This is a genomic window from Stenotrophomonas sp. HMSC10F07 (assembly GCF_001807895.1).
Taxonomy (GTDB): domain Bacteria; phylum Pseudomonadota; class Gammaproteobacteria; order Xanthomonadales; family Xanthomonadaceae; genus Stenotrophomonas; species Stenotrophomonas sepilia.
This window is the reverse complement of record NZ_KV791320.1, coordinates 1-26241: the sequence shown is the minus strand read 5'-3', so window position 1 is coordinate 26241 and position 26241 is coordinate 1. Positions and strand designations below refer to the sequence as shown.

The window sequence follows — 26241 nt, the reverse complement described above, 5'->3', positions numbered from 1 at the left end:
CCCGACGCGCCGCGCGCTGCACCGCGATCAGGCTGCCGGAATCGGCATAAAGCAGGCCGGACCCCCGCGCCGGGCGACGTCAGGGCATGGCGGGCCAGTGGCAGCCGTCTTCCTGCCAGGCCTCGACGTCGTCGTGAAAAGAGCTCCTGCGCCCGTCACGGGCACGCTCATAGCGCAGGTCCAGCACCAGCGCGCCCTGGGTACTTAACAGGTAGCGGCCGTTGAGGCGGCCATCGATGCGCTCTTCCCAGACGCTGTCGAACTGGTACGGGCGATCTTCGGCCAGCACCGTGCTTTGCATCGAGATCCGGCGCAGGGGCAGGCGCTTGCGCTGGCCGGCGTAGCGCACGTCGGACTGTCCGTCCTCCAGCCAGCGCCATTCCAGGTGGATGCTGCCGTTGCGACCGCCGGTCAGGCAGCGATGGTCCTGCACGGTGGCGCCAGAGGCGGTGCCGGCGAACAGCAGGGCCAGGCCGAGCAGCGGCAGCCGCCCGTTCATCCGTTCAGCCCCAACCGGATGCCAAACCCCACCAGGAACAGGCCGGCCACGCGGCGCAGCGCGTCGCTGATCCGCGGGTGCTGGATCAGCCGGCGACGGGCCAGGTTGCCCACGCCGATCAGCATCGAGCAGTAGGCCATGCTGACCACCAGGATGATGCCGGCCAGTGCCGCGAAGGTGGCGATGCCCTGGTGTGCCTTCGGATCGATGAACAACGGCAGGAAGGCCATGTAGAACAGGATCGCCTTCGGGTTGAGCAGGCTGACCAGGATCGCCTGCTGGAAGTAGCGGCCCGGCTGCATGCGGATCGGGCCGGCATCACCGCCCTCGTGCTTCGGTGTGCGCAGCAGGCCGATGCCGACCCACACCAGGTAGGCCGCACCCAGGTACTGCACGGCGTGGAACACCAGCGGGTTGGCCTTGAGCAACGCGGCCACGCCGGCCAGCGCCAGCCACATCAGGATCTGGTCGCCGACCAGCAGGCCGGCCAGTGCGGTGTAGCCGCCGCGCACACCGCCACGGCCGGTGGCGGTCAGCAGGGTGAAGGTACCGGGACCGGGCAGGGCGAGAAACACCAGCACGGCGACCAGAAACGTCCACAGGTCCTGGATGCCCATCCACGGCATGGCGGTGTTCTCTCTTACGGGGGGCCGCCATTGTCGGCCAGCGCCGGGACTGGCGACAGGGGGCCGGCAGGATCTTCGGGCATGCCAGACAGCAGAGGTTGCAGGTGCTGGCGCAGCTGCGCGTGCAGCTGCCGCACCGCCGGCGAGAACTGCTTGCGGTGCGGGCAGACCAGCTGCAACGGTATGTGGCTGCCGATGCCATCGAGCAGCAGCTGCAGGCGCCCTGCAAGCACATCCTCGCGCAGGTCCAGCCAGGATTTGTAGGTGATGCCTTCGCCGGCCACCGCCCAGCGCCGCACCACATCGGCGTCATCGCAGACCAACGGGCCGCGCACCGGAATCACGCTGCGGCGCCCGTCGACCTCGAACGACCAGCGATCATAGGCGCGGCCACTGAGCTGGTAGACCAGGCAATCATGCTCGCGCAGATCGTCCAGGCGCGTGGGCATGCCGCGCCGCTGCAGATAGTCGGGCGACGCCGCGAGTATGCGCCGATTGCCTTCCAGCAGGGGCAGGGCGACGTAGTTGGCGTCGTCGAAGTGGCCGATGCGGATGGCCACGTCGACCGGGTCGCGGAACACGTCGGCCACTTCGTCGGACAGGCGCAGGTGCAGGCGCAGCCGCGGGTGCGCGGCGCGAAAGGCGCTCAGCCAGGGCAGCAGCAGATTTCGACCGAAGTCCGACGGCGCCGACAGCTGCAGGGTGCCGTGCAGTTCGGCGTCTTCGCCCTGCACGCGCGCCTGGCCCTCGCGCAGGGTGGCCAGTACCTCCTGCGCATACGGCAGGTACAGCGCCCCCTCGCCGGTCAGGCGCAGGCTGCGCGTGGTGCGCACGAACAGTCGCAGGTCCAGCTCGCGTTCCAGCCGCGCCACCGCCGCAGCGACCTGCCCCGGCAGCAGGTCGGCTTCGCGGGCTGCCTGCGAGAAGCTGCCCAGTGCGGCAGTGCGGACGAACAGCTGCAGATCGTCGAAGCGGATCATCTTCATCGCCAGAGTGAAAGTGCTGCCCGATTCTGCGCCTTTCCGAGGGACCGCGCGCGGCGCAACCTGTCGCCTCCTTCCCCACTGGACCGCTGCCATGCGCGCCATTGCCTACACCCAAGCCGGCCTGCCGATCGATGATGCCCAGGCCCTGATCGACATTGAACTGGAACTGCCGCAGCCCGGCCCGCGTGACCTGCGCGTGGCGGTACGCGCGGTGGCGGTGAACCCGGTCGACACCAAGGTCCGCCGCGGCGTGGCCACCGATGGCCCGCGCGTGCTGGGCTGGGATGCGGTCGGCATCGTCGACGCGGTGGGCAGCGAGGTGACCCTGTTCCAGCCCGGCGACGCGGTCTACTACGCCGGCGTCATCGACCGCCCGGGCAGCAATGCGCAGTACCAGCTGGTGGATGAGCGCAGCGTCGGCCGCAAGCCGGCCAGTCTTGACGATGCCGCCGCCGCGGCGCTGCCACTGACTGCAATCACCGCCTGGGAGCTGCTGTTCGACCGCCTGCGCATCCCGGAGGGTGGTGGCGAAGGCCAGACCCTGCTGGTGATCGGTGCTGCCGGTGGTGTCGGTTCGATCCTGGTGCAGCTGGCACGGAAGCTGACCAGGCTGACCGTGATCGGCACCGCCTCGCGCCCGGATACCCAGGACTGGGCGTACGCAATGGGGGCACACCACGTGATCGACCACAGCCTGCCGCTGGCCGAGGGACTGGCGCGGCTCGGCATCAGCGAGGTGCAGCATGTCGCCAGCCTGACCCACTCCGACCAGTACTACGCGCAGATCGTGGAACTGCTGGCACCGCAGGGCCAACTGGGGCTGATCGATGATCCTGGCCAGGTGGACGTGATGGCGCTCAAGCGCAAGGCGTTGTCACTGCACTGGGAGTCGATGTTCACCCGGCCGCTGTACCGCACTGCGGACATGCAGCGCCAGCATGACCTGTTGAACCGTGTGGCCGAGCTGATCGACACGGGCGTGCTGCACACCACCCTGGGCGAGCACTTCGGGCGCATCGACGCGGCCAACCTGCGGCGCGCCCACGCGCTGCTGGAAAGCCAGCGTGCCAAGGGCAAGATCGTGCTGGAAGGCTGGTAACACCGGCGGTTCCCGCGCGCCCTTGGGGTCAGATCCCTTTCCCCCCAGGGAAAGGGATCTGACCCCTGCCTCAGGCCACGCCGTTGTCGACGTGGGTGGCGAAACCGGGCTGCTCGCGCAGCCGTTCGAACCACGCCGAGAGGTGTGGCAGCACGGGCTTGTTGCCAGGTGTGCTGCGCCAGCGCTGGGCCGACAGCCCGAGCACGATGTCGGCCAGAGTGAAGGCGTTGCCCGTCACGTGGCAGTGGCCACCGGCCAACTGTGTGTCGAGTACGCCCATCAAGTGGTTCCACTGCGCCAGGCTGGCCTCGGCGCGGGCATCGTCCGGGTAGTCCGGATGCCGGCGCACGCGCGCCATGAACACGTGCCGCCAGGCGCTGTTGAGGTCGCTGGCCTGCCAGTCCATCCACTGCTCGACCCGGGCGCGGCCCTGCGCCGTACCGGGCAGCAGGTCATCACGGCCAGCACGTACGGCCAGGTAGCGGCAGATGCTGTTGGATTCCCACAGCACGAAGTCGCCATCGCGCAGGACCGGCACCTGCCGGTTGGGATTCAACGTGGCCAGCAGGTCCGCCGGTGGTTCTGGCTCGTGTTGGAGTGGCAGGTCGAGGCCGGCGCACAGCCACAGCACCTTGCGCACGTTGATGGAGGTGGGCTTTCCGTACAGAGCGAGCATGGTCCTGACGCAGCAGCTGAGACTCGGCCAGCCTACACTTGCCCCATGCAAACCGAATATCTGCTCATTGCCGGCCTTCTATTGGCCGTGCTCATCCTGCAGCTGGTCGCCCTGCTGCGCCGCCCGCCGCATGACCGCCTGGAACAGGCCGTGCGCGAGGAGGCCCGCGCCGGGCGCAGCGAACTGCGCGAACAGCTCGATGGCTTCGCCCGCGCGCTGACCGATCTGTCCACCCGCACCGATCAGCGCCTGGACCTGCTGCGCGAAGCGCTGGGCGAAGATGCCCGCAAAGCGCGCGCTGAAGTGGCCGACAGCCAGCAGCGCGGCGCAGCATTGATGGGGCAGCGGCTGCAGGAACTGCGCGGCCAGCTGGAGACCTTCGGCCAGCAGCAGGAGGCACGCATCCATGCGTTTGGCCAGCAGCTGCAGGAGCTCACTGCGCGCACCGATACCCAGCTCGGGGCGCTGCGCCAGACCCTGGTGGACGATGCACGCAAGGGCCGCGAGGAGGGCGCGCTGTCGCAGCAGCGCCTGACCGACAGTCTGGGCCTGCGCCTGCAGGAACTGACACAGCGCAACGAGCAGCGCATCGCTGAGATGCGTGCCACGCTGGAGGAACAGCTGCGCGCGCTGCAGAACGACAACGCGCAGAAGCTGGAGCAGATGCGCCACACCGTGGACGAGAAGCTGCAGTCAACGCTGGAAACGCGGCTGGGCAATTCCTTCAAGCTCGTCTCCGAGCGCCTGGAACAGGTGCAGCGTGGCCTCGGCGAGATGCAGCAGCTGGCCACCGGCGTGGGCGACCTCAAGCGCGTGCTGACGAACGTCAAGAACCGCGGCAGCTGGGGCGAAGTGCAGCTGGAGAACATCCTCGAGCAGACACTCACCCAGGAGCAGTACGCGCGCGCGGTGAGGGTGCGCCCGGATAGTGGCGAGATGGTCGATATCGCCGTGCGCCTGCCGGGCCGCAGCAGCGACGACACGCCGGTGTGGCTGCCGATCGACTCCAAGTTCCCGCGCGAGGACTACGAGCGCCTGCTGGACGCACAGGAACAGGGCGATGCCGAAGGCGTGCGCCTGCAGGGCATCCAGCTGGAGCGCGCGGTGCGCGTGCAGGCCAAGTCGATCTGCGACAAGTACATCGTGCCACCGCACACCACGGACTTCGCGGTAATGTTCCTGCCCACCGAAGGCCTGTATGCCGAGGTGATCCGGCGCCCGGGCCTGGTTGACCTGCTGCAGCGCGAGTACCGTGTGGTGGTCGCCGGACCGACCACGTTCACTGCGTTGCTCAACAGCCTGCAGATGGGCTTTCGCACGCTGGCCATTGAAAAGCGATCCAGCGAAGTGTGGAGCCTGCTGGGTGCGGTCAAGAGCGAGTTCGGTAAGTTCGCCGGCATCCTGGAAAAGGCCGAGAAGCAGATCACTACCGTTGGCCGCAGCATCGGCGAGGCCAGCCGCAAGACCCGCACCATCGAACGCCGCCTGCGTGGCGTGGAGTCGCTGGCGTCCGAACAGGCGCAGTCGCTGCTCGGCGACCTGGCCGAGGGTGATGCGGTGGCCGAGGAGGAAGGCAGTGATGGCGAGGGCGACGAGGCCTGAGCCACGCTGACACGCCGCCTGCATCGCCGATGGGTATGCTGGCGGCCTGTCCGCTTCGACCAGGTACCGCCATGCGCCTGCCCCGCTTCACCAGCCTTGTCCTGACCGCGCTGCTCGCCGCCTGCGGCAGCGCGCCAACGACCGTGGGCACGACCACGCAGGCCGCCTCCAGCACCCCCGAAGCGGTCGAAGCCTACCGCGAAGCACGTGACGTCGACTGCCAGGCCGCCGGTGGCACCCTGCAGCGGCTCGGCCGGCTGCAGCGCGAGCAATGCGTGATTCCCTATGCCGACGCCGGCAAGGCCTGCAGCCGCAAAAGCGACTGCACGGGCCAGTGCCTGGCCGCAGGCGAGGCAATGGCCGGTGATGTGGCGTCCGGTACCTGCCAGCGTGATGCCAGCCAGAACTTCGGTTGCCGCCAGCGTATCGATGACGGCAAGGCGCAGGGCACGATCTGCGTGGATTGAGGATGCCTGTAGAGCCGAGCCCATGCTCGGCTGCCATGGCATCAGCCGAGCATGGACTCGGCTCTACAACAGCGCGCGCGGCGCTATGCTGGTGGGCCATTCCCGCCGTAGCCGGAGCCCCGCGTGAGCACCCCGATCCAGGACATTCCCCTCACCACCATCGACGGCCAGCCGTCCTCGCTTGCCGACTACCAGGGCAAGGTGCTGCTGCTGGTCAACGTCGCCTCCAAGTGCGGCCTGACCCCGCAGTACGAAGGCCTGCAGGCGCTGTATGCGGAAAAGCACGCGCAGGGCCTGGAAGTGCTGGGCTTCCCCGCCAACAACTTCCTCGGCCAGGAGCCGGGCAGCGAGGCCGAGATCCAGCAGTTCTGCCAGCTCACCTACGATGTCAGTTTCCCGATGTTCTCCAAGATCAGCGTGGCTGGCGAGGACACCCACCCGCTGTACCGGCAGCTGACCGCCGCGCAGCCGCAGTCGATCGGCGAGGGCCCGCTGCGCGAGCGCCTGGCCAGCAAGGAGATCCCGATCCATCCGGCACCGGCGGTGCTGTGGAACTTCGAGAAGTTCCTGGTCGGCCGTGATGGCAAGGTGGTTGCACGCTTTGCCCCGGACGTGGCGGCCGATGACGTGCGCCTGCGTGACGCCATCGAGGCCGCGCTGGCGGCCTGAGGAAAGCGTGCCAACCGAGGTTGGCACCTACCGGAAAAGAAAAACCCCGCCGAGGCGGGGTTTTCTCATGCATCGCAGAGCGATCTCAGTGGGTCCATTGCGGCATCGGCATCGCATCCACGGGGATCGGCGAATTGGCATCATCATGGCCGCGGTCGCGCTTGCTGCGCAGGTCGTTCTCGATCTGGTAGTTGCGGCGCTGCATCCACGCATCGCGCACCAGCGAGTACTCGTCCACGGCGGTGTCGCGCAGATCATCGATCGCCAGCAGCTGTGCGCGGGTGTCGACCAGCTGCAGGCCCTGCAGGCCGATGCGGACCTTGTCTTCCTCGATGCGGCGGATCGGCGACAACGGGATGTCACCGGCCAGGCCGAACACATCGCGCACGGTACGCGGGCCGAAGAACGGCAGTTCCACGTAGCGCGAACGACGCCAGCCCCAGGCTCCCAGGGTCTGGCCGAAATCTTCATTGCGACGCGGCACCATCGCCTTGCTGGCCGGATCGAACAGGCCACCGATGCCCAGCGTGCTGTTCATCAGGAAGCGGCCGAGGCTGTCCCACGCATCGGCACCGCGGCCCTGCAGCAGCTGGTTGGTGATGGTCACCGGCGCACGCAGGTTGCTGAAGAAGTTGCTGACGCCGGTCCGCGCGAAACGCGGCACCACGTGGGTATAGGCGGTGGCCAGCGGGCGGGCCACACCGCGGTCGACCGCATTGTTGAACTTGTGGACCTTGCGGTTGAACGGTTCCCACGGATCGTAGGCCGCGGCACTGCCGGTGTTGCCGGTGCCACCATACAGGGCGTCGAAATCATCGTCGCTGGCGGCGGTGGATGCTGCGGTCTTCGGTGGGCTGGCCTCTGCGCCCTGCGGCGCAGTTGTCGGCACCGCAGCGGCAGGCGTTGCCGGGTTGGCCACGGGAGCGACCGGAGCAGTACCGACCACCCCGGTATCGGCCGTTGCGGCCGTCGCTTCGGCAGCAGGGCCGGGCGCGACCACGGTGCTGGCGACCGGTGCGTCGCTGCGCGCGGGCTTGCCGGCACAGGCGGTCAGGGCGGTGGCCAGGAGGATCAGGGGGAAAGTGCGTACGACGTTCATGTCAGCTCGCAGCAGAAGTAGCGTTGAAGTCCAGGTCGGGCGACAGCCGGTAGGCTGCGCTCAGCTCGTTGAAGCCGGCCGGCGCGCCGGAAATGGCCAGCGCATGGCCCGCCTTGCGTGCCCGGGCGGCCAGTTCGGCCAGCAGAGCCAGGCCGGCGCTGTCCACGCGCTCGACCTCGCCCAGCTCCAGCCGCGCCAGCTGGGCTGGCAGGGCCTGCAGTTGCGGCCACAGTGCAATCACCGCGGCACGGTCGAGCACCCCGCGCAGGCGCAGGGTGTCGCCTTCCAGCAGCGCCAGTGCGTTACTTGCCATTGCCCGCCGGCCCGGCCTGCAGGCTGCCGCTGTGCAGCTCGCTGGCCACCTGCTTGATGCCCTTCTGGCGCAAGGGCGTATCGAACTGGTTGCGGAAGGTCTGCACGTAGGAAATGCCTTCGATGTTGACGTCGAAGATCTTCCACTGGCCGTTGACGTTGCGCATCCAGTACTCGACCGGGGTCGGTTCGTTGCCGGCGCGCACCAGTTCGGTGCTGACGCGCACGCCACGGTTGCCCGGCAGCGGGCTTTCACCCTTCAGGCGGAAGCTCGGTTTGCCCTGGATGTTGAGCAGGGTCGAACCGTAGCGCTGCATCAGGCTGTCGGCCATCGCATCGGCGAACAGCTTGATGTCGCCGTCGGAGGCGCCGCGGGCGTGCGGGCCCAGCACCAGGCGTGCCGCATAGTCGCGGTCAAAGGTGCGGTTCAGTTCGCTGTCGATGTAGCTGCGCAGGCTGGCCGGGTTGCTGCTGAACTCGCTGCGGCGCTGCTGCAGCGTGGTGAGAATGCGCGTGCTGGCATCGATCACCACCTTGCCGGCCTGGCCCTGCGCTGCGGCAGCGGCGGGGGCGGCCGCCTGGGCCTGGGCAAGGAACGGAGTGGCCATCAGCAGCGCCGAGGCGAGCAGGGCGGGAATCAGTTTCATTTTCATGGTTGCGGTTCCGTTGCAGGCGCCTGAGCGCCATCGTTGGGCTTCTGGGCAGCGCCACCACCGGCGCCGCCACTGAACATGTACTTGCCGACCAGCTGGATCAGGTCCACCGCCGGCTGGGTGAAGACGATCTCGTCACCGGCCTTCAGCACGTCCGGGTCACCGCCCGGCTGCAGACCGATATAGCTCTCGCCGAGCAAACCACTGGTGAAGATGCCCGCCGAGGTGTCCGCCGGCAGGTCCTTGACCTTGCTGTCCATGCGCAGGGTCACGATGGATTCGAACTTCACCGGATCCAGGTCGATGGAGGCGACCTGGCCGACGGTGACGCCGCCGATCTTCACCGGCGCCTGCTTGCGCAGCTGGCCGACCTGGGAGAAGCGCGCCTTCAGCTCGTAGCCCTGGCTGCCCCAGCTCCAGCGCTGGTTGGTCGAGGCCACGGCCAGCACCATCAGCGAGGCCAGGGCCAGCAGCAGGAATGCGCCGACAGAGAATTCGAGTCTGGGACCGCGGATGGCCATGTGGATTACCTGATCGAGTCGTGGTGGCCGCGCGCGCCTGCGCACCGCCGGTGGAGGGGTTAGGTGAACAACATTGCCGACAGCACGAAGTTGAACATCAGCACCAGCAGCGAGGCATTGACCACCGCACGGGTGGTCGCCACCGAGGTGCCCTCGATGGTCGGCTCGGCGTGGAAACCAACATAGGCGGCGACCAGCGCTGCGGTGCCGCCGAAGATCGCCGACTTCAGCATCGCCACGCCGAAGTCGTCCCAGAAATCGACGCTGTTGCGCAGTGCCGACCAGAACACGCCATTGTCCAGGCCCAGCACATGCACCGCTTCGAAGTAGCTGGCGCTGATCGCCAGCGAGCAGAAGATGCCGGTCAGCAGCGGCACGGTCAGCACCGCCGCCCAGAAGCGCGGCGCGACGGCCTTGGCCACCGGGTCGATCGCCATCAGCTCCAGTGCCTTGATCTGGTCGGTGGCGCGCATCAGGCCCAGTTCGGCGGCGATCGAGCTGCCGGCGCGGCCGATGAACAACAGCGCGGTCAGCACCGGCGCCAGTTCCCGGTACAGCGACAGGCCGAGCAGGGTCGACAGCGCGTCGGCCGCACCGAAGGTGGTCAGCGTGCGGTAGCCCTGCAGGGTCAGCACCAGGCCGACGAAGGCACCACCGACGGCGATGATCGGCAGCGAGCGTGCGCCGATCTTGTAGATCTCGCGGGTCAGCTCGGCCAGGAAATCACGGGTCGGCAGCGAACCACGCAGCACGGTCAGCGAGAACAGGCCGGCGCGACCCAGCGAGCGGGTGGCTTGGACGAACGGCATCAGGCGACCCTCGCGCGCGGCGCGGCATCGAACGGAATGGGGCCATCGGGCTGGCCGTGCAGGAACTGCCGAAGCAGCGGGTCCTGACTGGACTGCAGCGCCTCGGGCGTGCCTTGGAACACGATGCCGCCATTGGCGATGGCGATCACCTGGTCGCAGATCGGCAGGGTCTCGTGCACGTGGTGGCTGACAATGATGCTGGTCAGGCCCAGGCTGTGGTTGAGGCGCTGGATCAGGCTCATGATCACGCCGGAGGCGATCGGGTCCAACCCGGTCAGCGGCTCGTCGTAGATCATCAGTGGCGGATCCAGTGCCAGCGCGCGGGCCAGCGCGACCCGGCGCGCCATGCCACCTGACAGTTCGCGCGGCCAGGCATCGGCAGCGGCCAGCAGACCCACGGCATGCAGCTTCATTTCCACCAGGCGGCGCAGCACGGCGGTCGGCAGGCGGGTATGCGTGCGCAGTGGCAGCGCGACGTTTTCGGCGACGGTCAGATCGGTCAGCAGGCCGTTGCCCTGCAGCAGCACACCCACGCTCTTGCGCATCTCCAGCAGCGCGCCGCTGTCATGCGGAATCGGCCTGCCGAACAGGGTGACCTCGCCGGCGACCGGACGCAGTTCGCCGGTCAGTGCCGCCAGCAGGGTCGACTTGCCACTGCCGGACGGGCCCAGCACGGCCGTGATGCTGCCCTTGGGCACCTGCAGCGACACGTCACGCAGGATCGTGCGCCCGCTCCGGTCGATGCGGACGTTGGATAACTGCACCAGACTGGAGGCGGAAGCCGACATGGGCACCATTAACGTTTTTTAGACATCGAAGGATCGGGCCCATCGGCTGAACATAAGCAGACTGGACGGTCCAGTATTGTGGCACGGCATGACCCTTGCCAGGCCGGGACAATCGGCCGGCAGCGCGGAACAATCCGTACCGGCGATGGGCTGGCCATTGAATACTGCCTGCCGTGCTGCACACTGTGCATGATGAGTGACCCGGGCAGCGATTTCCGCCTCTACCATTCCAACTCCCTGGACGTGCTGGCTGCGCTGCTGGCGCGCAACGTGCGTTTGCCGGTTCCGGGCCAGCCGTTGCTCGCGCCGGAGGTGGTGCTGATCCCGCAGGTGGCGATGCGGCGTTGGCTGCAAGCGACACTCGCTGCCGAATATGGCGTGGCCGCCAACCTCGAGTTCCTGACCCCGGGCGAATTCGTTGCCCGTGCACTCAATGCCAATGTGCCGGGCGAACGCGACGACCTGGACGCCGCGGGCCTGCACTGGAAGCTCTACCAGGCATTGCGCGACCCGGCGCTGCTGGCGCAGCCACCGATGCGCGCGCTGCAGTCCTATCTTGCCGGCGGCGACGCCCTGAAGCCGTGGGCACTGGCCGGTGAACTGGCGTCGGTGTTCGAGAAGTACCAGGCCTGGCGCCGCGACTGGTTGCTGCGCTGGGAGGCCGGCGCCGACCCGGCCGACCCGCAGGCGATCCTCTGGCGCACCATCGCCCATGGCCGCGACTACCGCGCGCGCCGCATCCAGGCGTACCTGGATCGCTTCGAGGGTGCCGGCCAGCCGCTGCCGCAGGGCCTGCCACCGCGGATGTCCGCGTTCGCGACGCTCAACATCTCGCCCGACGTGCTGCGGGTGATGGCCACCCAGGCGCGGGTGGGCGAGCTGCACTTCTATATGCCCACTCCGGTGCAGTCGTACTGGGGTGACCTGCAGACGCTGGCCGAGCGCCTGCGCAGCGGCGCGCCCGATCCCTTCGGTGAAGCGGCCGGTGAGAACCGCCTGCTGGAGGCCTGGGGTGCGGCCGGCCGCGACTTCATGGCGGTGCTGGGCAGCTACGAGGTGGTGCACCCGGCCGGCGAGATTGCCGCGTATTCGGATCCGGAAGAAGACACCCGGCCGACCCTTGACGAAGGCGGCCTGTCCGACAGCCTGCTGCATCGCCTGCAGCGCGATCTTTTCCATCGCCGCGCGTTGCCCTCGGGCGAGCTGCGCGATGGGCTGCGCAGCGACGACCCCAGCCTGCAGGTGCATGCCTGCCACACCCGGCTGCGCGAGCTTCAGGTGCTGCACGACCAGCTGCGCAGCCTGCTGCAGGACCCGCGCTTCGACCCACCGCTGCAGGCGCGCGAGATTGCGGTGCTGGCGCCGGACATCGATCCCTATGTGCCGTACCTGGAGGCGGTGTTCGGCGGCCGCGGGGGGGAGGACGAGCACATTCCCTACGCGCTGGCCGACAGCAGTCCGCTCGCGGGCGAGCCGCTGGCCGATGTGTTCGTGCACCTGCTGGGCCTGCCGGTATCGCGCTTTGGCCTGAATGAAGTGCTTGACCTGCTGGCCAGCGCGCCGCTGGCCGAAGCGGCCGGACTGGAGGCGGTGGACTTCGATCGGCTGCATGGCTGGCTGCAGCAGGCCGGCGCACGCTGGGGCCTGGATGCGAAGCACCGCAACCAGCACCAGGCGCCGGCCGACGACGCTTACACCTGGCAGTTTGCACTGGACCGCCTGGTGCTCGGTCACGCCACCGGCAGCGAGGCGGACCTGGCCGGCGTGGCGCCGTGGATCGAACTGGAAGGCGGCGCGCTGGAAGCACTGGACCGGCTGCTGCGGCTGCTGCGCGTGCTGGCGGTCTACCAGCGTCGCCTCGGCGAGCTGCTGACCCCGGCGCAGTGGCGGCAACGGCTGCTGTCGCTGCTGGACGCGCTGCTGCCGACTGCGCCCAGTTCACCCAACAGCCAGCGCGCCCTGGAGCGGCTGCGCAAGCTGCTGAACCAGTTCGCCGACGATGCCGCCAAGGCCGGTTTCGAAGACGGCGTGCCGCCTGAGGTGGTGCGTTCGCACTTCGCCGGCGTACTGGGCGAGGCCGATACGCGCGCGCCGCTGCTGACCGGTGGCATCAGTTTCGGCCGCATGGTGCCGATGCGCCTGCTGCCGTTCCGGGTGATCTGCGTGCTCGGTCTCAATGACGGCGATTTCCCGCGCCGTGACCCGGCCGCGGGCCTCAACCAGCTCACCGCCGAGCTGGACACGCCGCGCCGCCGCCCGGGCGATCGCTCCACTCGCGAAGACGACCGCTTCCTGTTCCTGCAGCTGTTCGCCGCCGCGCAGGAGGTGTTCTACCTCAGCTACCTCGGCGCCGATCCACGCGATGGCAGCGTGCGTGAGCCGTCGGTGCTGGTCAGTGAACTGATCGATGCCGCCGCCGCGTATCACCTCGATCCGCCTGCGGCGGTCCGCGACTTTACCGTGCGCCATGCACTGCAGCCGTTCTCACCGGCGGCGTTCGGAGAGGGTGATCCACGCCGCTTCAGCTATCGGCGGCAATGGCATCCCGCTGCCGGCCGCCTCACCGGCCAGCGTGGTGGCCTGCAGCCGTGGTTCGATGCCCCGCTGCCGCCGCCGCCCGACGATGCCGTGGAAGACGAGCTCGCGCTCGACACCCTGCGCCGCTTCCTGTGCGACCCGGCCGGGCAGTTCCTCGCACAGTCGCTGGGCCTGCGCCTGGCCGACGATGCCGGGGAAGTTGATGACCTGGAACCGCTGGTGCTGTCATCGCGCGGCCCGGAAAAGCGCAGCGTGCAGGCGGCGGTGGTGCGCGCAACGCTCAGCGGTGATACCGAGCCGTTGTACCCGCGGCTGCGCGCGCGTGGCCTGTTGCCGTCCGGTCCATTGGGCCAGCGCCAGTTCGAGGTGGAGCAGCTGAAGACGCGTCCGTATGCCAGTGCGCTGCTGGGCTGGATGCAGGGCGAACCATTGGAAAGCCGTCGCTACGAAGTGGACATCGATGGCGTGCGCCTGCACGGCCGCGTGGCCGATCGGCATCCCGAAGGCCTGGTGCGGCTGCGCGCCGGCACGCTCAATGGCAATGCAGTGATCCGCCAGGGCCTGGACTGGCTGCTGGCCAACGCCGCCGGCGACGCACTGCCTCTTGTGCAGTTCCACGATGGCGGCGACGCCGGTCCCGGCCCGCATGTACTGCCGGCACTGAGCGCGCCTGCTGCACGCGCGGCGCTGCGCGCGCTGCTGCAGTTGCGCCAGCGCGGCCTGCGTGAGCCGCTGCGCTTTGCCCCGTATACCGGCTGGGTGCTGTACAACGCGCCGGCAGAGAAACAGCGCAGCGAGGGCTGGAAGCAGTGGCATGGCAGCGACCGCAGCTGGGGTGAATCCAGCAGCGACGCCTGGCAGCTGCTGCTGCGGGGTGCCGACCCGTTCGCCTCCGATGCCAGCTATGCCGACCTGCTGCGCAACAGCCAGGTGGTCTTCAGCGCGGTGCGCGAAGGCCGCACCCTCGGCGCCGAAACGCGCCAGGAGGGCAGCGCATGAGCCCCGCCTTCATCGATGAGCGAGCCCAGTGCATGGCGGTCGATCCCTATCTGGCCCTGCCGCTGGATGGCATCCGCCTGATCGAAGCCAGTGCCGGCACCGGCAAGACCTTCACCCTGGCTACGCTGTTTACCCGCCTGGTGGTGGAACAGGGCCTGCGCATCGGACAGATCCTGGCGGTGACCTTCACCGATGCGGCTACCCAGGAACTGCGCAAGCGCATCCGCGAGCGCCTGGCGCTGGCGGCGCGACTGGTCGATCTGGAACCGGGCGAAGGCGAAGCGCCGGACGTGCGGCTGACCCGCGAGGTGCTGCTGCGGCATCTGCAGGGAGGTACCGAGCGCGCCGCCGCACTGAAGCGCCGCCTGCAGGTCGCCGCCGATGAGATCGACCTCGCGTCCATCTTCACCATCCACGGTTTCTGCACCCGCGTGCTGCGCGAGCACGCGCTGGAAAGCGGCCACACGTTCGATCCACCGGAGCTGCTGGCCAGCGACCGTGAGTTGCTGGAAGCGCTCGCGGCCGACCTTTGGCGGGTACATGCCAATGACCCGGCCACGCTGGAACCGCTGACCTGGCTGTGGTCCACCCCGGACGCACTGGCCGCCGATCTGCGCGCGCTGCTGGCCGCGCCGCCGCTGCACCCGTTGCCACAGGCGGTGGCGCTGCCCGATCCGCAGGCCGCCCTGCAGAGTGTTGCCGAAGAGCTGTCCGCAAGCGTGCGCGAGCATGGCGAGCAGTTCTTCATCGACCTCTGCGATGCGGTCGACAACAAATGGATCAACGGCGTGTCCTACAAGCTGGGCTGGCTGCACCCGCTGGGCCGGCAACTGCTGGGCTGGGCCGAGCGCGCCGATTCGCGCGAGCTGCTGACCAGCGAGCGCCTGCCGGCACTGCTGCCGGAGGCGCTGGCAGCCAAGACCAACAAGAAATTCGCCGAGCGCACGCCATCGTCACCATTGCAGGCGCCGTTGGCCCGCTATGTCGCGCTTCTGACCGAACGCGATGCCTGGCTGCGTGCCACCGCGTTGAACTTCCTGCACGTGCTTCGCGACGAAGCCAGACAGCGCCTGCAGGCGCTGAAGCGCACCCGCCGGGTGCAGACCTACGACGATCTGATCGATGGCGTGGCACTGGCCCTGGAAGGCCCGCAGCGGCTGGCACTGATCAAGCAGCTGCGCGCGCAGTACTGCATCGCGCTGGTCGATGAGTTCCAGGATACCGACGACCGTCAGTGGGGCATTTTCCACACCGTGTTCGGCGATTCACCGGAGGTGCGCGAGCTCGGCCTGGCACCGGCGCTGTTCCTGATCGGCGATCCCAAGCAGGCGATCTACGGTTTCCGCGGCGGTGATATCCACACTTACCTGAAGGCCAAGCGGGTAGCGCAACAGGCGCCGGTGCTTGACCAGAACTTCCGCTCGCGACCGGCCGTGCTGCGCGCGCTGCAGGCGCTGTACGACAACGGTGGCGAAGACGCCTTCCTCGAGCGTGGCATCCAGTTCGAGCCGGTGCGGCCCGGTGGCGTGCGCAGCGATGCGGACTACCAGCGCGATGGCCATGCCGCCCCGGCACTCACCCTGCGCGTGCTGCGCAGTGGCGGTGACAAGGCGATGAGTGCCGATGCCTCGCGCGAAGCAGCGACCCAGGCCTGTGTGGCGGCGATCCACCAGATCCTGGTCGCGGCACGTGCAGGCAGTGCTGTTCTGCGTGGGCGCCCGGTACAGCCGGGTGACATCGCGGTGCTGGTGCGCTCGCATCGCGAGGCCACGCTGGTGCAGCGCGCGCTGGCCGCGGTCGGCATTCCTGCCGTGGCAGCGGGCAAGCAGAGCCTGTTCGCCACCAGCGAAGCGCGTGATCTCCGTGCACTGCTGCTGGCGCTGCTGCAGCCGGCGGACGAAGGTCGCCTGCGCGCAGCGCTGGCCACGGTACTGCTCGGCCAGCGTGCCAGTGCGATCGCGGCGATGGAGCGCGAGGGCGACCTGCAACGCGGGTTCCAGGCGCAGCTGCTGCATTGGCGCGAGCGCTGGCAGCGCGGCGGCCCGTTCGCGGTGATCGCCGACGTCTGCGCCGCACAGGGCGAACGCCTGCTGGCGCTGATCGATGGCGAGCGCCGCCTGACCAACTACCTGCAGCTGGGCGAACTGCTGCAGGAAGCCTCGGCGCAGGCGCTGGGCATGCACGGCCTGCTGGACTGGCTGCAGGGCCAGATGGCCAGCGCCGACCAGGATGACGAGCAGCAGTTGCTGCGCCTGGAATCGGATGCGCGCCGCGTGCAGATCATCACCCTCCACAAGAGCAAGGGCCTGGAGTACCCGCTGGTGTTCCTGCCCTTCGTGGGCATCGACGGCGGTGCGCCCAACACCGCCTCGCACTGCACGGTGCATGTGGGCGGCCAGCGCCAGCTGCACTGGAAGCTGGGCAAGGACGAGGCCTGGGAAGCGGCCACTGCGCAGCGCGAGCGCGAGCAGCGTGCCGAAGATGCGCGCCTGCTGTATGTCGGCCTGACCCGCGCCGAGCACGCGCTGTGGATCGCCGTGGGTGATCTGGCCGGGCTCGGCAGGACGCGGCTGGCACCGCTGCTGGGTGACCTGCAGGCGCTGCGCGCGCATGCCGATGTGCGCATCGATGACAGTGAGGTACCGGCTGCGCTGCCGCAGCTGGCGGCCGAAGTGGAAGGGGATCTTCCGGCGGTGCGTGCACTGACCCGGCGCGTTCCGCACGACTGGTGGGTGTACAGCTTCACCCAGCTGGCCCACGCCGATGCCGGCGCGGGCAGTGACATCGAAGCCGCTGCCACCGCGCTGCCGGCGCCGGCAGCCGACGAACCCACCGGCCCGGAGCTGCCGCTGGAACCGGCACTGCCGGAAGCCGCCACGGCGGCCGAGGACAGCGCGCCGCTCGACCCGCGTTTCATGGGCAGCCGCTTCGGCAACGTGCTGCACGAGGCAATGGAAAACGTCGACTTCGCCGCATGGGCTGACTGGCAACCAGGCCGGGAAGCTCCCGAGGGCCAGGCCGAGGTGCTGCGCAAGGCGCTGCACGATGAGGGCTATGCCGACGTCGATCTGGACGATGGCGTGGCGGTGCTGGTGCCGCTGGTGGGCCACACGCTGACCGTACCGCTGCCCGAAGGCGGTGCGCTGCACAGCCTCGGTGAAGGCGAGCGCCGCGCCGAAATCGACTTCCATTTCGCCATCGAGGCGACCACCGTGCCGGCGCTGTTGCAGGTGCTGCATGCGCATGGTGTTTCCAGTGGCCGCCGCGGCTTCGGCCAGCGCCGCCGCCTGGAGGGGCTGATGACCGGCATGATCGACCTGACCTACGTGCGTGATGGCCGGTGGTACGTGCTCGACTACAAGTCCAACCGCCTGCCCGGCTACAGCCCGGACCTGCTGGCCATTGCCATGCGCCACAGCGAATACGATCTGCAGGCGCTGATCTACACCGTGGCCCTGCATCGCTGGCTGCGCTTCCGCTTGGGCGCGGCCTACGACTACGAGCGCGACATGGGCGGCATCCGTTACCTGTTCTGCCGCGGCCTGGATGGCACGGGCAACGGCGTGCACGTGGATCGTTTCCCGTTCGCGCTGGTGGATGCACTCGACGCGCTGTTCGCCGGCGGCGAGCAGGCCCAGGCCCAGCTCGCCGCGCGTGCCCGTGGAGCCAGCGCATGAGCCTGCTGAAGGAACTGCATCAGAAGGGCCTGCTGCGTACCCTCGACCACGCATTGGCGACCATCCTGCAGCGGCTGCGCGACGACACGCCCGACAGTGTGGCACTGGCGGCGGCGCTGGCTTCGCTGGCGGTGTCCCAGGGCCACGCCGCGTTCGATCCGGCACAACCGCAGCGGGTGCTGGAAGGCGTGCCCGAGTGGCCCGCCGCGCAGGCCTGGCTGGCGCAGCTGCGCGCATCGCCATGGGTGGCCACACCGGAGCAGGCTGACGCCATCGCCGGGGATGCCCCCTTGGTGCTGGAGAACGGGCTGCTGTACCTGCGCCGCTACCGCGAGTACGAGCGCCAGTTGGCCACCGGTCTGCAGCGCATCGGCCGGCATCCGCTGCCGGCGCCGGACATGGCAGCGTTGGCGCCATTGTTCGCGCAGCTGTTCCCGCACGCATCGCACGGCGAAGATCACCAGGCACGCGCAGCCGGCGTGACGCTGCGCCATCCGCTGGCGCTGGTCACCGGCGGCCCCGGCACCGGCAAGACCACCACCATCGCGCGCCTGTTGCTGCTGCTGGCGGCGCAGGCCCGGCATGCCGGCCAGCCGCTGCCCGAGGTGGCGCTGGCCGCGCCCACCGGTCGCGCCGCCGAGCGGATGGCCGAGAGCCTGCGCATGGCCGTGCAACGCCTGCAGGAACAGGGACTGGATCCGACGCTTTGCGCGGCACTGCCCAGCAGCGGCACCACCCTGCATCGACTGCTCGGCGTGATTCCCGACTCACCACGCTTCCGCCACCACGCCGACAACCCGCTGCCGGTGGACGTGGTGGTGGTCGACGAAGCGTCGATGATCGATCTGCCGATGATGGCCAAGCTGGTCGACGCGATCGCCAGCGGCACCCGGCTGATCCTGCTCGGCGATCCCGATCAGTTGCCCTCGGTCGAAGCCGGTGACGTGCTCAGCGCGATCCTGCGCGCCAGCGGCGATGGCATCGGCACCCGCGCCGACGATGCGCTGGCGCTGCATGGCCTGCTGGCACCAGCCACCTTGCAGCCGCAGGCCGCACCACGCGCCTTCGCCGGCCGTCGCGTGCAGCTGCAACGCGGCTACCGGCAGAGTGATGCGCTGGACCTGGCACCGCTGGCGCATGCCGTGCGTGAAGGTGACAGCCACACTGCATTGCAGCTGCTGCGCGGTGGTGGATTGGCTGGCGTGCAGTTCCACGAAGGTGAGGCGGACCCGCTGCGTGGCCAGCGTGAGCACCTGCTGGGCCACTGGCGTGCACTGGCCGAGGCCGCGGATCCGGTACGTGCCCTGCAGCAGGCCGGTCGCCTGCGCGTGCTGACCGCGCTGCGTGAAGGCCCGCAAGGTGCGCGCGGGCTGAACAGCCGTATCGAGCAGCTGCTGGCCGGCAATACCCCGGGCTACTTCCAGGGCCGCCTTCTGCTGGTCACCGAGAACAGCTACCGGCACCGCCTGTTCAACGGCGACATCGGTATCTGCCTGCGCGACGACAGCGGCGCGATGGTGGCCTGGTTCCCGGGCGACACCGTCGAGCAGCCACGCGCCTTCCACCCGGCCGCACTGCCCGCGCACGAAAGCGCCTTTGCGATGACCGTGCACAAGGCACAGGGCTCGGAGTTCGATGAAGTGTGGCTGCAGCTGCCACGCCAGGACAGCCGCGTGCTGTCGCGCGAGCTGGTCTACACCGGCCTGACCCGCGCCCGCCAGGTACTGCATGTGGCCAGCAGCGCCGACGTGCTGCAGGCCGCACTGAAACGCCACGCCAGCCGGTTGGGCGGCCTGGCCTGGCGGTTGGGTGCCGAAGATGTGGCCGAACAACCGGCGCGCATCGAACAGCCTACGGTGCAGGGCACGTTGTTCTGACGCGGGCGTGATGCGCTGCCTGTAGAGCCGGGCCATGCCCGGCTGATGGGCCACGGAGTCGAGCGTGGCTCGACTCTACAAAAGCGCGCTTCGATCGTTCTGGTGGTCATCCACGCATGGCGTGGATCTACGCGATGAGTACCAACCCATCAGGAAACACGATCGCCGCTTCATCCGCACTCACGTCGAAGAAGCCCACGCCGTGCTTCTCGGCCAGATCCTGCACCCGCCCGTGCGCGCGCTCGGCCACCGAGTAGGCGAATGCGCCGTAGATCACCTGCCGGCCGATGCTGTACTCGGTCACCTCGGCGCGGTCGTCATCGTCGTTGCTCAGTGGTCCGTTCAACGGCGGGAATTCCTGTGCCATCTCCGCAAACCACGCTCGCAGCGCCGGGCTGCTGACGGCCGGGTCGTCGTACTCGTGGCGCTCGTTCCACTGCGTCTGCTTTTCGAACCAGGCGATGAAAGCCGCCGCCTCGCGTGGCGCGGCGCTGGCCTCGAACACCATCATGTCGTAACTCATTGAACCGTCCTGTGGGGATCGCGAGTGGCCGCCGGGCATGGCCCGGCGCTACCGAACCACGATGGTAGCGCCGGGCCGCGCCCGGCGGATCGCATTACACGGACGGCGATTCGGCGCCTACCCATCCCGGCGCCAACGCCTTGGCCTCCGGGAACAGCGCGAAGCGCAGGCCGATCAGGCCCATCAGCGCCTCGTCGCGGGCCTTGCACGCCGCCACGCTGCCAACCCGGCCCAGCGAGGTATCCAGCCGCTCGCGCAGCGCCTGGTCTGCAGCAATCGGCTTGCGCGCCGCGATCTGCCGCCGGTAGTGCCCAGCGATCTCTTCCAGGATGTGCTCGACGGCTTCGCGGCTGCGCTCGGGCAGTTCCAGCCGTGCACGACGCAGCTGCAGGATGTTCAGGCCGATGCGCGCCTCGTTGAGCATGTCCACCGAGGCGATGTCGCTGCCCTCCGGCGTCGCTGCCAGGCGCGGTGCGAGCAGGCCCAGCAGGTCGAGCATGCGTGCGGCGAAGCGTTGCCGATCCTGCTGGCCACGTCCTTCGGCGGCTTCGGCCAGCGTGGTCCAGCCCTGCCGCACCAGCCGGCGCGCGGTCCACTCGGCACCCACCGAACGGAACAGGCGGGTCATCACCACTGCAAAGCCAATGCCGATGAACATCGCGATCGACGAATTGAGGAAGGTCTGGATGTTGGCGCTGTAGGTGTTCTGCAGGCTCAGCAACGCAGCCAGATTGACTGTCAGCGGCAGCGCGAACAGCGCACTCTTGGGATGATGCAGCAGCAGTCCCAGCGGCAGGAAGGCCACCGCCAGCACAAGCGCCAGCAGGCCGAAGTCGTGCACGGCTGGGAACACGCCGAACAGGTACACGCCCGCCACTACCGAGGCGACCATCGCCCACACCAGGAACTGCACCATGCTGGGGGCCGGATCGTCCTGTGCGGCGAAAAATGCGGCCGTCACCGCCGCCATCATCGCGCCGTTGCCGCCGCCTTCCCAGCCCAGCGCGATCCACAGCACGCAGTAGCTCATCAGCGCTACGCCGGCACTGAGCGCGGAGAACAGCGCCATGCCGTAGTCGACGTGCTTGTCGGCGGCCACGCGTTCGGTGCGGATGCGGTAGTGCGCGCGATCCAACGGCGCCGTGCCCTGGTCGATCGCGTGCTGCAGGGTGCGGCAGTCCTGCCACAGGTCCACCAGTTCTTCCAGGCGCAGCAGCAGGCTGGCCAGCTGCAGGTGCTGCAGGTCGCGGTCCACCTGCGGCTTCAGCGCGCTGATACGCGCGCGCAGCCGCGCGTACTCGCTGGCGTTGGTCGGGCCATCCAGCCACTCGCGGATGTCGTCGACCAGCGCCGGCAGCCCATCCGGCAGGGCCTGCCCATCGCTGCGCAGCGCGCTCAGGCGATCGGCGATCGACGACAACACCGGCAACAGCAACAGCATGCGCTCGCGCAGCCGCTCCATCGACACCGCAGACCCGGCATGGCGTGGATCGTCGCGGCGCAGGAACTCGATCAGTGCCTCGAACTGCACCAGGTCGGCAGCCAGCCGGTTGCGCGGCGCATGCGCGCGGCCACGCTCAAGGATCTGCCGGCACCACTGCGCAGCGTCCTCCATCCAGTTGCCGATCCGGGCGCGCAGCATCGGCCGCACCGAGGCCGGGAACAGCAGCGAGGCGAACAGCACCGCCACCACCGTGCCGAGGATGATCTCCTCGCTGCGCGCCACCACGGTGTCGAAGATGGTCTCCGGCGAAGTTACCGCCGGGAAGCCGATGAAGGCGGTGGTGTAGCCGGCCAGCAGGAACGCGTAGCCGCGAGGGCCGCGATTGAGCAGGGCCATGAACAGGCAACCGGCCAGCCAGATCGACATCGCCGCACTCAGCACCAGCGGGGTTTCCACCAGCGCCGGCAGTACCAGCAGCGTGGCCAGCCCGGCCACCAGGGTGCCGACAATGCGGTACACGCCCTTGGCGCGGGTCGGGCCCAGCAGCGGCTGGCTGACGATGTACACCGTGCCCATCGCCCAGTATGGGCGCGACAGGTTGCCGGCCATGGCGATGTACAGCGCGGCCACCGCGGCCAGGTAGGTCTTGATCGAGAACAGCCAGGCCTGGCGATCGGTCAGCGCGTTCATGGCTTACTTCGCCGTGGCCTGTACGGTGGACGGTGCGGCCGGGGCAACCGATGCCTGCCAGCCGCCACCCAGCACCAGGAACAGGTGGATCTGGTCGCGCGAGACCTGCGCTTCGGCGGCGGCCAGGGTGGCGTCACTGGTGGCCAGGCTGCGGTCGGCATCCAGGCTGGACAGGTAGGGTGTGCGGCCGCCCTGGTAAAGCCGGCGGTTCTGGTCGGCGGCCAGCGCGGCCTGCTCCTGCGCCACGCGCAGCGATTGCAGGCGGCGCAGGTCCTGCGCATAGCGGTCCAGCGCGGTCTGGGTCTCGCGCAGTGCCTGCAGCACGGTGTGGTCGAACTCGGCCAGGGCCGCGTCGGCACCGGCTTCGGCGGCGTGGATGCGGGCATGCGTGCCCGAAGAGGGCAGTGTCCACGAGATCAGCGGGCCGATCGACCACTGCTGGGTCATCGGCGTGCCAAAGTCTTCCAGCAGGCCGGCGGCGCCCACCGAGGCACCCAGGCGGATGTCCGGATACAGCTCGGCGGTGGCCACGCCAATCCGCGCGGTGGCCGAGGCCAGCTTGCGTTCGGCCTGGCGCACGTCCGGGCGGCGCTGCAGCAGCGCACGGCCATCACCGACCGGCAGCGGCTGCGCCAGGCTGGGCGCGTGCGCGCAGTCGATCACGCCGGCCGGCAGCTGGCCCGGGGTCTGGCCCAGCAGTGCGGCCAGCGAATAGGCCGCGGCCGAACGCTGCGCGCGCAGCGGCGGCAGTGCCGCCTCCAGCAGCGCCACCTGCGCATTGGCCCGGGCCAGTTCCGGCGGCGTGCCGCGGCCGGCGGCGATCAGGCGCTCGGTAACGGTGCGGCTGCGCTGCTGCAGCTGCAGCGAATGCTCGGCCACGTGCAGCTCGTGGTTGGCGTGGCAGATCTCCAGGTAGCTGTCGGCCACCTGCGCCACCACGCTGACCTGGGCCAGATCGCGCGCCGCGGCGACCGATTGCTCGTCGGCACGCGCCGCTTCGGCGCCGCGCTTGAGCTTGCCGAACAGGTCGAACTGGTAGCTGACCGCGAACTTGCCATCGGCCAGGTTGATCACCGGCAGCTCGTGCTCCTGCAGGAACGATTCGGCCGACAACTGCGCGCGGCTGACGCCGGCCTCGGCCTCGTACTCGAAGCCGCCGGCGTCCAGCGCCTGTTCGTACACGGCGGCGGCGCGGCGCAGGTGCGCATCGGCGGCCTTCAGTTCCACGTTGTCACGCAGTGCCTGGGTGATCAGCCCGTCCAGCACCGGGTCGTTGTACAGCGACCACCAGCGGTCGGGCAGCGCCTGGTTGGCGGCAATCTGCGGGTTCTGCGTATCGATGAAGGCCGCATTGGCCTGCGTGCGCTTGAACGCCGAGCCTTCCGGCAGTGCATAGTCCGGGCCGACGGTTTTGCACGCGGCCAGGCTGGCCAGTGCGACGATCAGGCCGAGACGGGGCAGGGCGGCGTTCACAGGCCCGCCTGTGTCGGCGAAGTGCCGGCCTTGCCGTTGTGCGGATGGCGGCCGGTGTCCACGGTTACCGTGGCGGTGCGCCCGGCGATCAGTTCCACGCCCTTGGGCACTTCGTCGATGGCGATGCGCACCGGGATGCGCTGCGCCAGCCGCACCCAGTCGAAGGCCGGGGTCACGTTCGGCAGCAGGGTGCTGCCGTTGCTGCGGTAGCGGTCCTCGATACCGGCGGCGATGCTCTCGACATGGCCGTGCAGCGGTGCCGATTCGCCCATCAGGCGGATGTCCACGCGCTGCCCCGGCGCCACGCCGCGCAGCCGGGTCTCCTCGAAATAGCCATCGATGCGGAACGAGCCGGTATCCAGCAGCGCCAGCACCGGCTTGCCGGCCACCACGTAATCGCCCACGCGCATCGTGCGGTCACTGACCCGGCCATCGGCCGGGGCGCGCACCTCGGTGCGGCCGAGGTTGAGCTCGGCCAGGTCGACCGCAGCCTGTGCGGTGGCCAGCGCCGCCTGTGCGGCCTGCAGCTTGGCGCGGCGCACCTCGGCGTCCTCGGCGGCGACCAGGTCCTGCAGGCTGCGGTCGCGGCTGATCTCGCGGCGCAGCTGTGCCACCGAGGCCTGGCGCTCGGCCAGGCTGGCCTTGGCCTGCTCCAGCGCGATGCGGTAGCGGGCGCGATCGACGACGAAGAGCAGGTCGCCCTTCTTCACCGACTGGTTGTCGGCCACGTTCACCGTTTCCACCAGCCCGGACACGTCCGGCGCCACCTGCACCACGTCGGCGCCGACGTGGGCGTCGCGGGTCCAGGGTTCATCCATGTAGTAGACCCACAGCTGGCGCAGCACCAGCAGGGCGACGATCACGGCTGCGCTGGTGAGCAGCACCGGCAGGGTCTTCTTCACGATCTTGTTCACGATTGCATCCAACGCAGGAGGTGGAACAGCAGGCCAAGCACGATCCCGTACAGCGCCAGGTTGAACAGCGCCGGGTGCCATACATGGCGGTAGGCGCCGGCCCGCTGCAGCAGCGCGTGCAGGCCGCTGTTGACCAGATAGGCCAACACCATCAACCCAAGCAGGGTCGGGACGAACACTCCGTGGAGACTGAATTCACCGGGCATCGGTAGGGGGCGGGGACGAGGTGGGGGAGGGGAGGGACAACGAAACAACAGCAACGGGCAAAAGCCGCTGGCGTGTGCACGGCAGCGGCGGTGTTCGGGGGCAGCGCTCTTACGTGATGCGGTCGGCGGCCTCGGCCAGCAGGCGCCATGCCTTCAGCACGGCGTGCAGTTCATCCATGGAAAGCTCGCCGAACACGTCCTGGCGCAGGCCGATCAACTGATCTTCCAGTTCGCTGACCAGCGCATGGCCCTCGTCGGTCAGCCACAACAGATTGGCGCGGCGGTCGCTGGCGTCGCTCTCGCGGCGGACCAGGCCACTGGCACACAGCTTGTCCAGCAGGCGTACCAGGGAAGGACCCTCCATGCCCAGCTGCTGGGCCAGCGCCACCTGGCGGATGCCACCGCCGGAGCGGCCGATCATCAGCAACGGCATGGTGCAGGCGGTGGAGATGCCATAGCTGCCGAGCCGGCTGTCGGCCAGGCGCTGCCACTGCCGCCCTGCATAAAGCAGGCCGGAGCTGAGCTGCATCTGCAGCACGGTGCGCTCGTCGAGGGGTCGGTCCATAAGAGATAGATAGGATACTACTAATTTCATTCCTATCAATAGGTTTTTCTGAATGGGTGGGTGTGTTGAGGAAAGCGTTGCGCCTGCCTGGTGTCGGGTGGGCAGCGGGGGCCGGACGGGGCAGGACACGCCGTAAACCCCCCTCCGGGGTCCGGCCCAGCCGCTGGCGGCTCTGCGTTCGGGCGCTTGCGAGGCATGCCTCGCAAGCAAAGCGCCCTCACCCTTGGGGGCTCGGCCGCGGCATCCATGCCGCGGACGGTCCTGCCCCGCCCGGCCCCCGCTTCCCTCCCATCACCCCGCGGGCGCGGTGGGTTGGCTCTTATGAAGCAAGAGCAGAAGCAGTGCGGACCAACGGTCCGCACCCACCAAAGCAGAAGACGCCACAGCAGCGGCGCGCTGCTTCCGAAGTCATGAACCCCCGCTTTTGCCCCCGCTTTCGGGCGGTCCGGCCGCGCCTGCAGGAAACTGTCAGGGATGGGGAAGGGCGGCAGGGCAGGACCGTGAGGCGCATGGATGCGCCGACCGAGCC

The 26241-nt window shown here is 69.0% G+C and carries 22 protein-coding genes and 1 pseudogene; 7 read left to right on the top strand and 16 right to left on the bottom strand.

The genetic code is table 11. The annotated features are described in order from the left end of the window. Positions 1–79: 79 nt before the first annotated feature. The 3 genes from HMPREF3114_RS01360 to HMPREF3114_RS01350 are packed head-to-tail and all read right to left on the bottom strand — an operon-like array spanning position 80 to position 2111. Positions 80–499 (bottom strand): hypothetical protein, encoded by a 420-nt coding sequence (locus HMPREF3114_RS01360; protein ID WP_053496733.1) that lies wholly within the window; start codon positions 497–499, stop codon positions 80–82. Further along, the gene (gene leuE, locus HMPREF3114_RS01355) at positions 496–1125 is read right to left on the bottom strand and encodes a leucine efflux protein LeuE (RefSeq protein WP_053496734.1); all 630 of its coding nucleotides are present in this window, start codon (positions 1123–1125) and stop codon (positions 496–498) included. The genes HMPREF3114_RS01360 and leuE overlap by 4 nt, the downstream gene beginning before the upstream one ends. A 14-nt stretch (positions 1126–1139) precedes the next feature. Beyond that, on the bottom strand, positions 1140–2111 hold the full coding sequence (locus HMPREF3114_RS01350) for a LysR family transcriptional regulator (protein ID WP_053496735.1): 972 nt from the start codon (positions 2109–2111) through the stop codon (positions 1140–1142). A gap of 91 nt (positions 2112–2202) precedes the next feature. On the opposite strand from HMPREF3114_RS01350, the gene HMPREF3114_RS01345 reads away from it, so the two are divergent. Continuing rightward, positions 2203–3210: a zinc-binding alcohol dehydrogenase family protein gene (locus HMPREF3114_RS01345; protein ID WP_049417166.1), complete on the top strand. Its 1008-nt coding sequence runs from the start codon at positions 2203–2205 to the stop codon at positions 3208–3210. A gap of 70 nt (positions 3211–3280) precedes the next feature. Here HMPREF3114_RS01345 and HMPREF3114_RS01340 read toward each other — a convergent pair whose 3' ends face one another. Next, on the bottom strand, positions 3281–3886 hold the full coding sequence (locus tag HMPREF3114_RS01340; RefSeq protein ID WP_005421243.1) for a glutathione S-transferase family protein: 606 nt from the start codon (positions 3884–3886) through the stop codon (positions 3281–3283). A gap of 45 nt (positions 3887–3931) precedes the next feature. Here HMPREF3114_RS01340 and rmuC point away from each other — a divergent pair, with 45 nt between their 5' ends. The 3 genes from rmuC to HMPREF3114_RS01325 all read left to right on the top strand — a co-directional run bounded on the left by rmuC (position 3932) and on the right by HMPREF3114_RS01325 (position 6624). Beyond that, the gene (gene rmuC / locus HMPREF3114_RS01335; protein WP_053496736.1) at positions 3932–5488 is read left to right on the top strand and encodes a DNA recombination protein RmuC; all 1557 of its coding nucleotides are present in this window, start codon (positions 3932–3934) and stop codon (positions 5486–5488) included. Positions 5489–5559: 71 nt separating this feature from the next. After that, positions 5560–5955: a hypothetical protein gene (locus tag HMPREF3114_RS01330; RefSeq protein ID WP_053496737.1), complete on the top strand. Its 396-nt coding sequence runs from the start codon at positions 5560–5562 to the stop codon at positions 5953–5955. 123 nt (positions 5956–6078) lie between these two features. Continuing rightward, entirely contained in the window at positions 6079–6624 is a 546-nt protein-coding gene (locus tag HMPREF3114_RS01325) for a glutathione peroxidase (RefSeq protein ID WP_053496738.1), read from the top strand. An 85-nt stretch (positions 6625–6709) separates the two neighbouring features. On the opposite strand, the gene HMPREF3114_RS01320 is transcribed toward HMPREF3114_RS01325, so the two are convergent. From HMPREF3114_RS01320 to HMPREF3114_RS01295, 6 genes and pseudogenes are all read right to left on the bottom strand, one after another. Next, a complete protein-coding gene (locus tag HMPREF3114_RS01320) occupies positions 6710–7723 on the bottom strand; it encodes an MlaA family lipoprotein (RefSeq protein WP_070488825.1) in 1014 nt (337 codons plus the stop codon). 1 nt (position 7724) lies between these two features. Then, complete coding sequence (locus HMPREF3114_RS01315) at positions 7725–8036, bottom strand: STAS domain-containing protein (protein ID WP_005421254.1); 312 nt, start codon at positions 8034–8036, stop codon at positions 7725–7727. Next, complete coding sequence (locus HMPREF3114_RS01310) at positions 8026–8688, bottom strand: MlaC/ttg2D family ABC transporter substrate-binding protein (RefSeq protein ID WP_053496740.1); 663 nt, start codon at positions 8686–8688, stop codon at positions 8026–8028. Before HMPREF3114_RS01310 ends, HMPREF3114_RS01315 begins: the two co-directional genes overlap by 11 nt. 56 nt (positions 8689–8744) lie before the next feature. Next, positions 8745–9209 (bottom strand): annotated as a pseudogene (mlaD, locus tag HMPREF3114_RS01305) (outer membrane lipid asymmetry maintenance protein MlaD); the annotation flags it as partial. Between the two features lie 59 nt (positions 9210–9268). Beyond that, on the bottom strand, positions 9269–10018 hold the full coding sequence (locus HMPREF3114_RS01300; RefSeq protein ID WP_005414955.1) for an MlaE family lipid ABC transporter permease subunit: 750 nt from the start codon (positions 10016–10018) through the stop codon (positions 9269–9271). Beyond that, positions 10018–10806, bottom strand: a complete 789-nt coding sequence (locus HMPREF3114_RS01295; protein WP_049402893.1) for an ABC transporter ATP-binding protein — start codon at positions 10804–10806, stop codon at positions 10018–10020. The genes HMPREF3114_RS01300 and HMPREF3114_RS01295 overlap by 1 nt, the downstream gene beginning before the upstream one ends. Positions 10807–10995: 189 nt before the next feature. On the opposite strand from HMPREF3114_RS01295, the gene recC reads away from it, so the two are divergent. Genes recC through recD form a run of 3 tightly spaced genes read left to right on the top strand, consistent with a single transcriptional unit; the run spans position 10996 to position 19897 of the window. Continuing rightward, positions 10996–14343, top strand: coding sequence for an exodeoxyribonuclease V subunit gamma (gene recC / locus HMPREF3114_RS01290; protein ID WP_070488822.1), 3348 nt, complete (start codon positions 10996–10998; stop codon positions 14341–14343). Next, complete coding sequence (gene recB, locus HMPREF3114_RS01285) at positions 14340–18020, top strand: exodeoxyribonuclease V subunit beta (RefSeq protein WP_070488820.1); 3681 nt, start codon at positions 14340–14342, stop codon at positions 18018–18020. Before recC ends, recB begins: the two co-directional genes overlap by 4 nt. After that, positions 18017–19897 (top strand): exodeoxyribonuclease V subunit alpha, encoded by a 1881-nt coding sequence (gene recD / locus HMPREF3114_RS01280; RefSeq protein ID WP_070488817.1) that lies wholly within the window; start codon positions 18017–18019, stop codon positions 19895–19897. Before recB ends, recD begins: the two co-directional genes overlap by 4 nt. Positions 19898–20024: 127 nt before the next feature. Here the strand turns inward: recD and HMPREF3114_RS01275 are convergent, their stop codons facing one another. The 6 genes from HMPREF3114_RS01275 to HMPREF3114_RS01250 all read right to left on the bottom strand — a co-directional run bounded on the left by HMPREF3114_RS01275 (position 20025) and on the right by HMPREF3114_RS01250 (position 25712). Then, positions 20025–20420: a hypothetical protein gene (locus HMPREF3114_RS01275; protein ID WP_070488814.1), complete on the bottom strand. Its 396-nt coding sequence runs from the start codon at positions 20418–20420 to the stop codon at positions 20025–20027. Positions 20421–20514: 94 nt separating this feature from the next. Continuing rightward, the gene (locus HMPREF3114_RS01270; protein ID WP_053496746.1) at positions 20515–22554 is read right to left on the bottom strand and encodes an FUSC family protein; all 2040 of its coding nucleotides are present in this window, start codon (positions 22552–22554) and stop codon (positions 20515–20517) included. 3 nt (positions 22555–22557) lie between these two features. Next, positions 22558–24027 carry an efflux transporter outer membrane subunit gene (locus HMPREF3114_RS01265; RefSeq protein WP_070488811.1) on the bottom strand — a complete coding sequence of 490 codons (1470 nt, stop codon included), beginning with the start codon at positions 24025–24027 and terminating at the stop codon, positions 22558–22560. Then, positions 24024–24941: an efflux RND transporter periplasmic adaptor subunit gene (locus tag HMPREF3114_RS01260; protein ID WP_070488808.1), complete on the bottom strand. Its 918-nt coding sequence runs from the start codon at positions 24939–24941 to the stop codon at positions 24024–24026. Before HMPREF3114_RS01260 ends, HMPREF3114_RS01265 begins: the two co-directional genes overlap by 4 nt. Beyond that, positions 24938–25147, bottom strand: a complete 210-nt coding sequence (locus HMPREF3114_RS01255) for a DUF1656 domain-containing protein (protein ID WP_025875651.1) — start codon at positions 25145–25147, stop codon at positions 24938–24940. Before HMPREF3114_RS01255 ends, HMPREF3114_RS01260 begins: the two co-directional genes overlap by 4 nt. Before the next feature lie 109 nt (positions 25148–25256). Continuing rightward, positions 25257–25712 carry a MarR family winged helix-turn-helix transcriptional regulator gene (locus tag HMPREF3114_RS01250; protein WP_005421298.1) on the bottom strand — a complete coding sequence of 152 codons (456 nt, stop codon included), beginning with the start codon at positions 25710–25712 and terminating at the stop codon, positions 25257–25259. Positions 25713–26241: the final 529 nt, after the last annotated feature.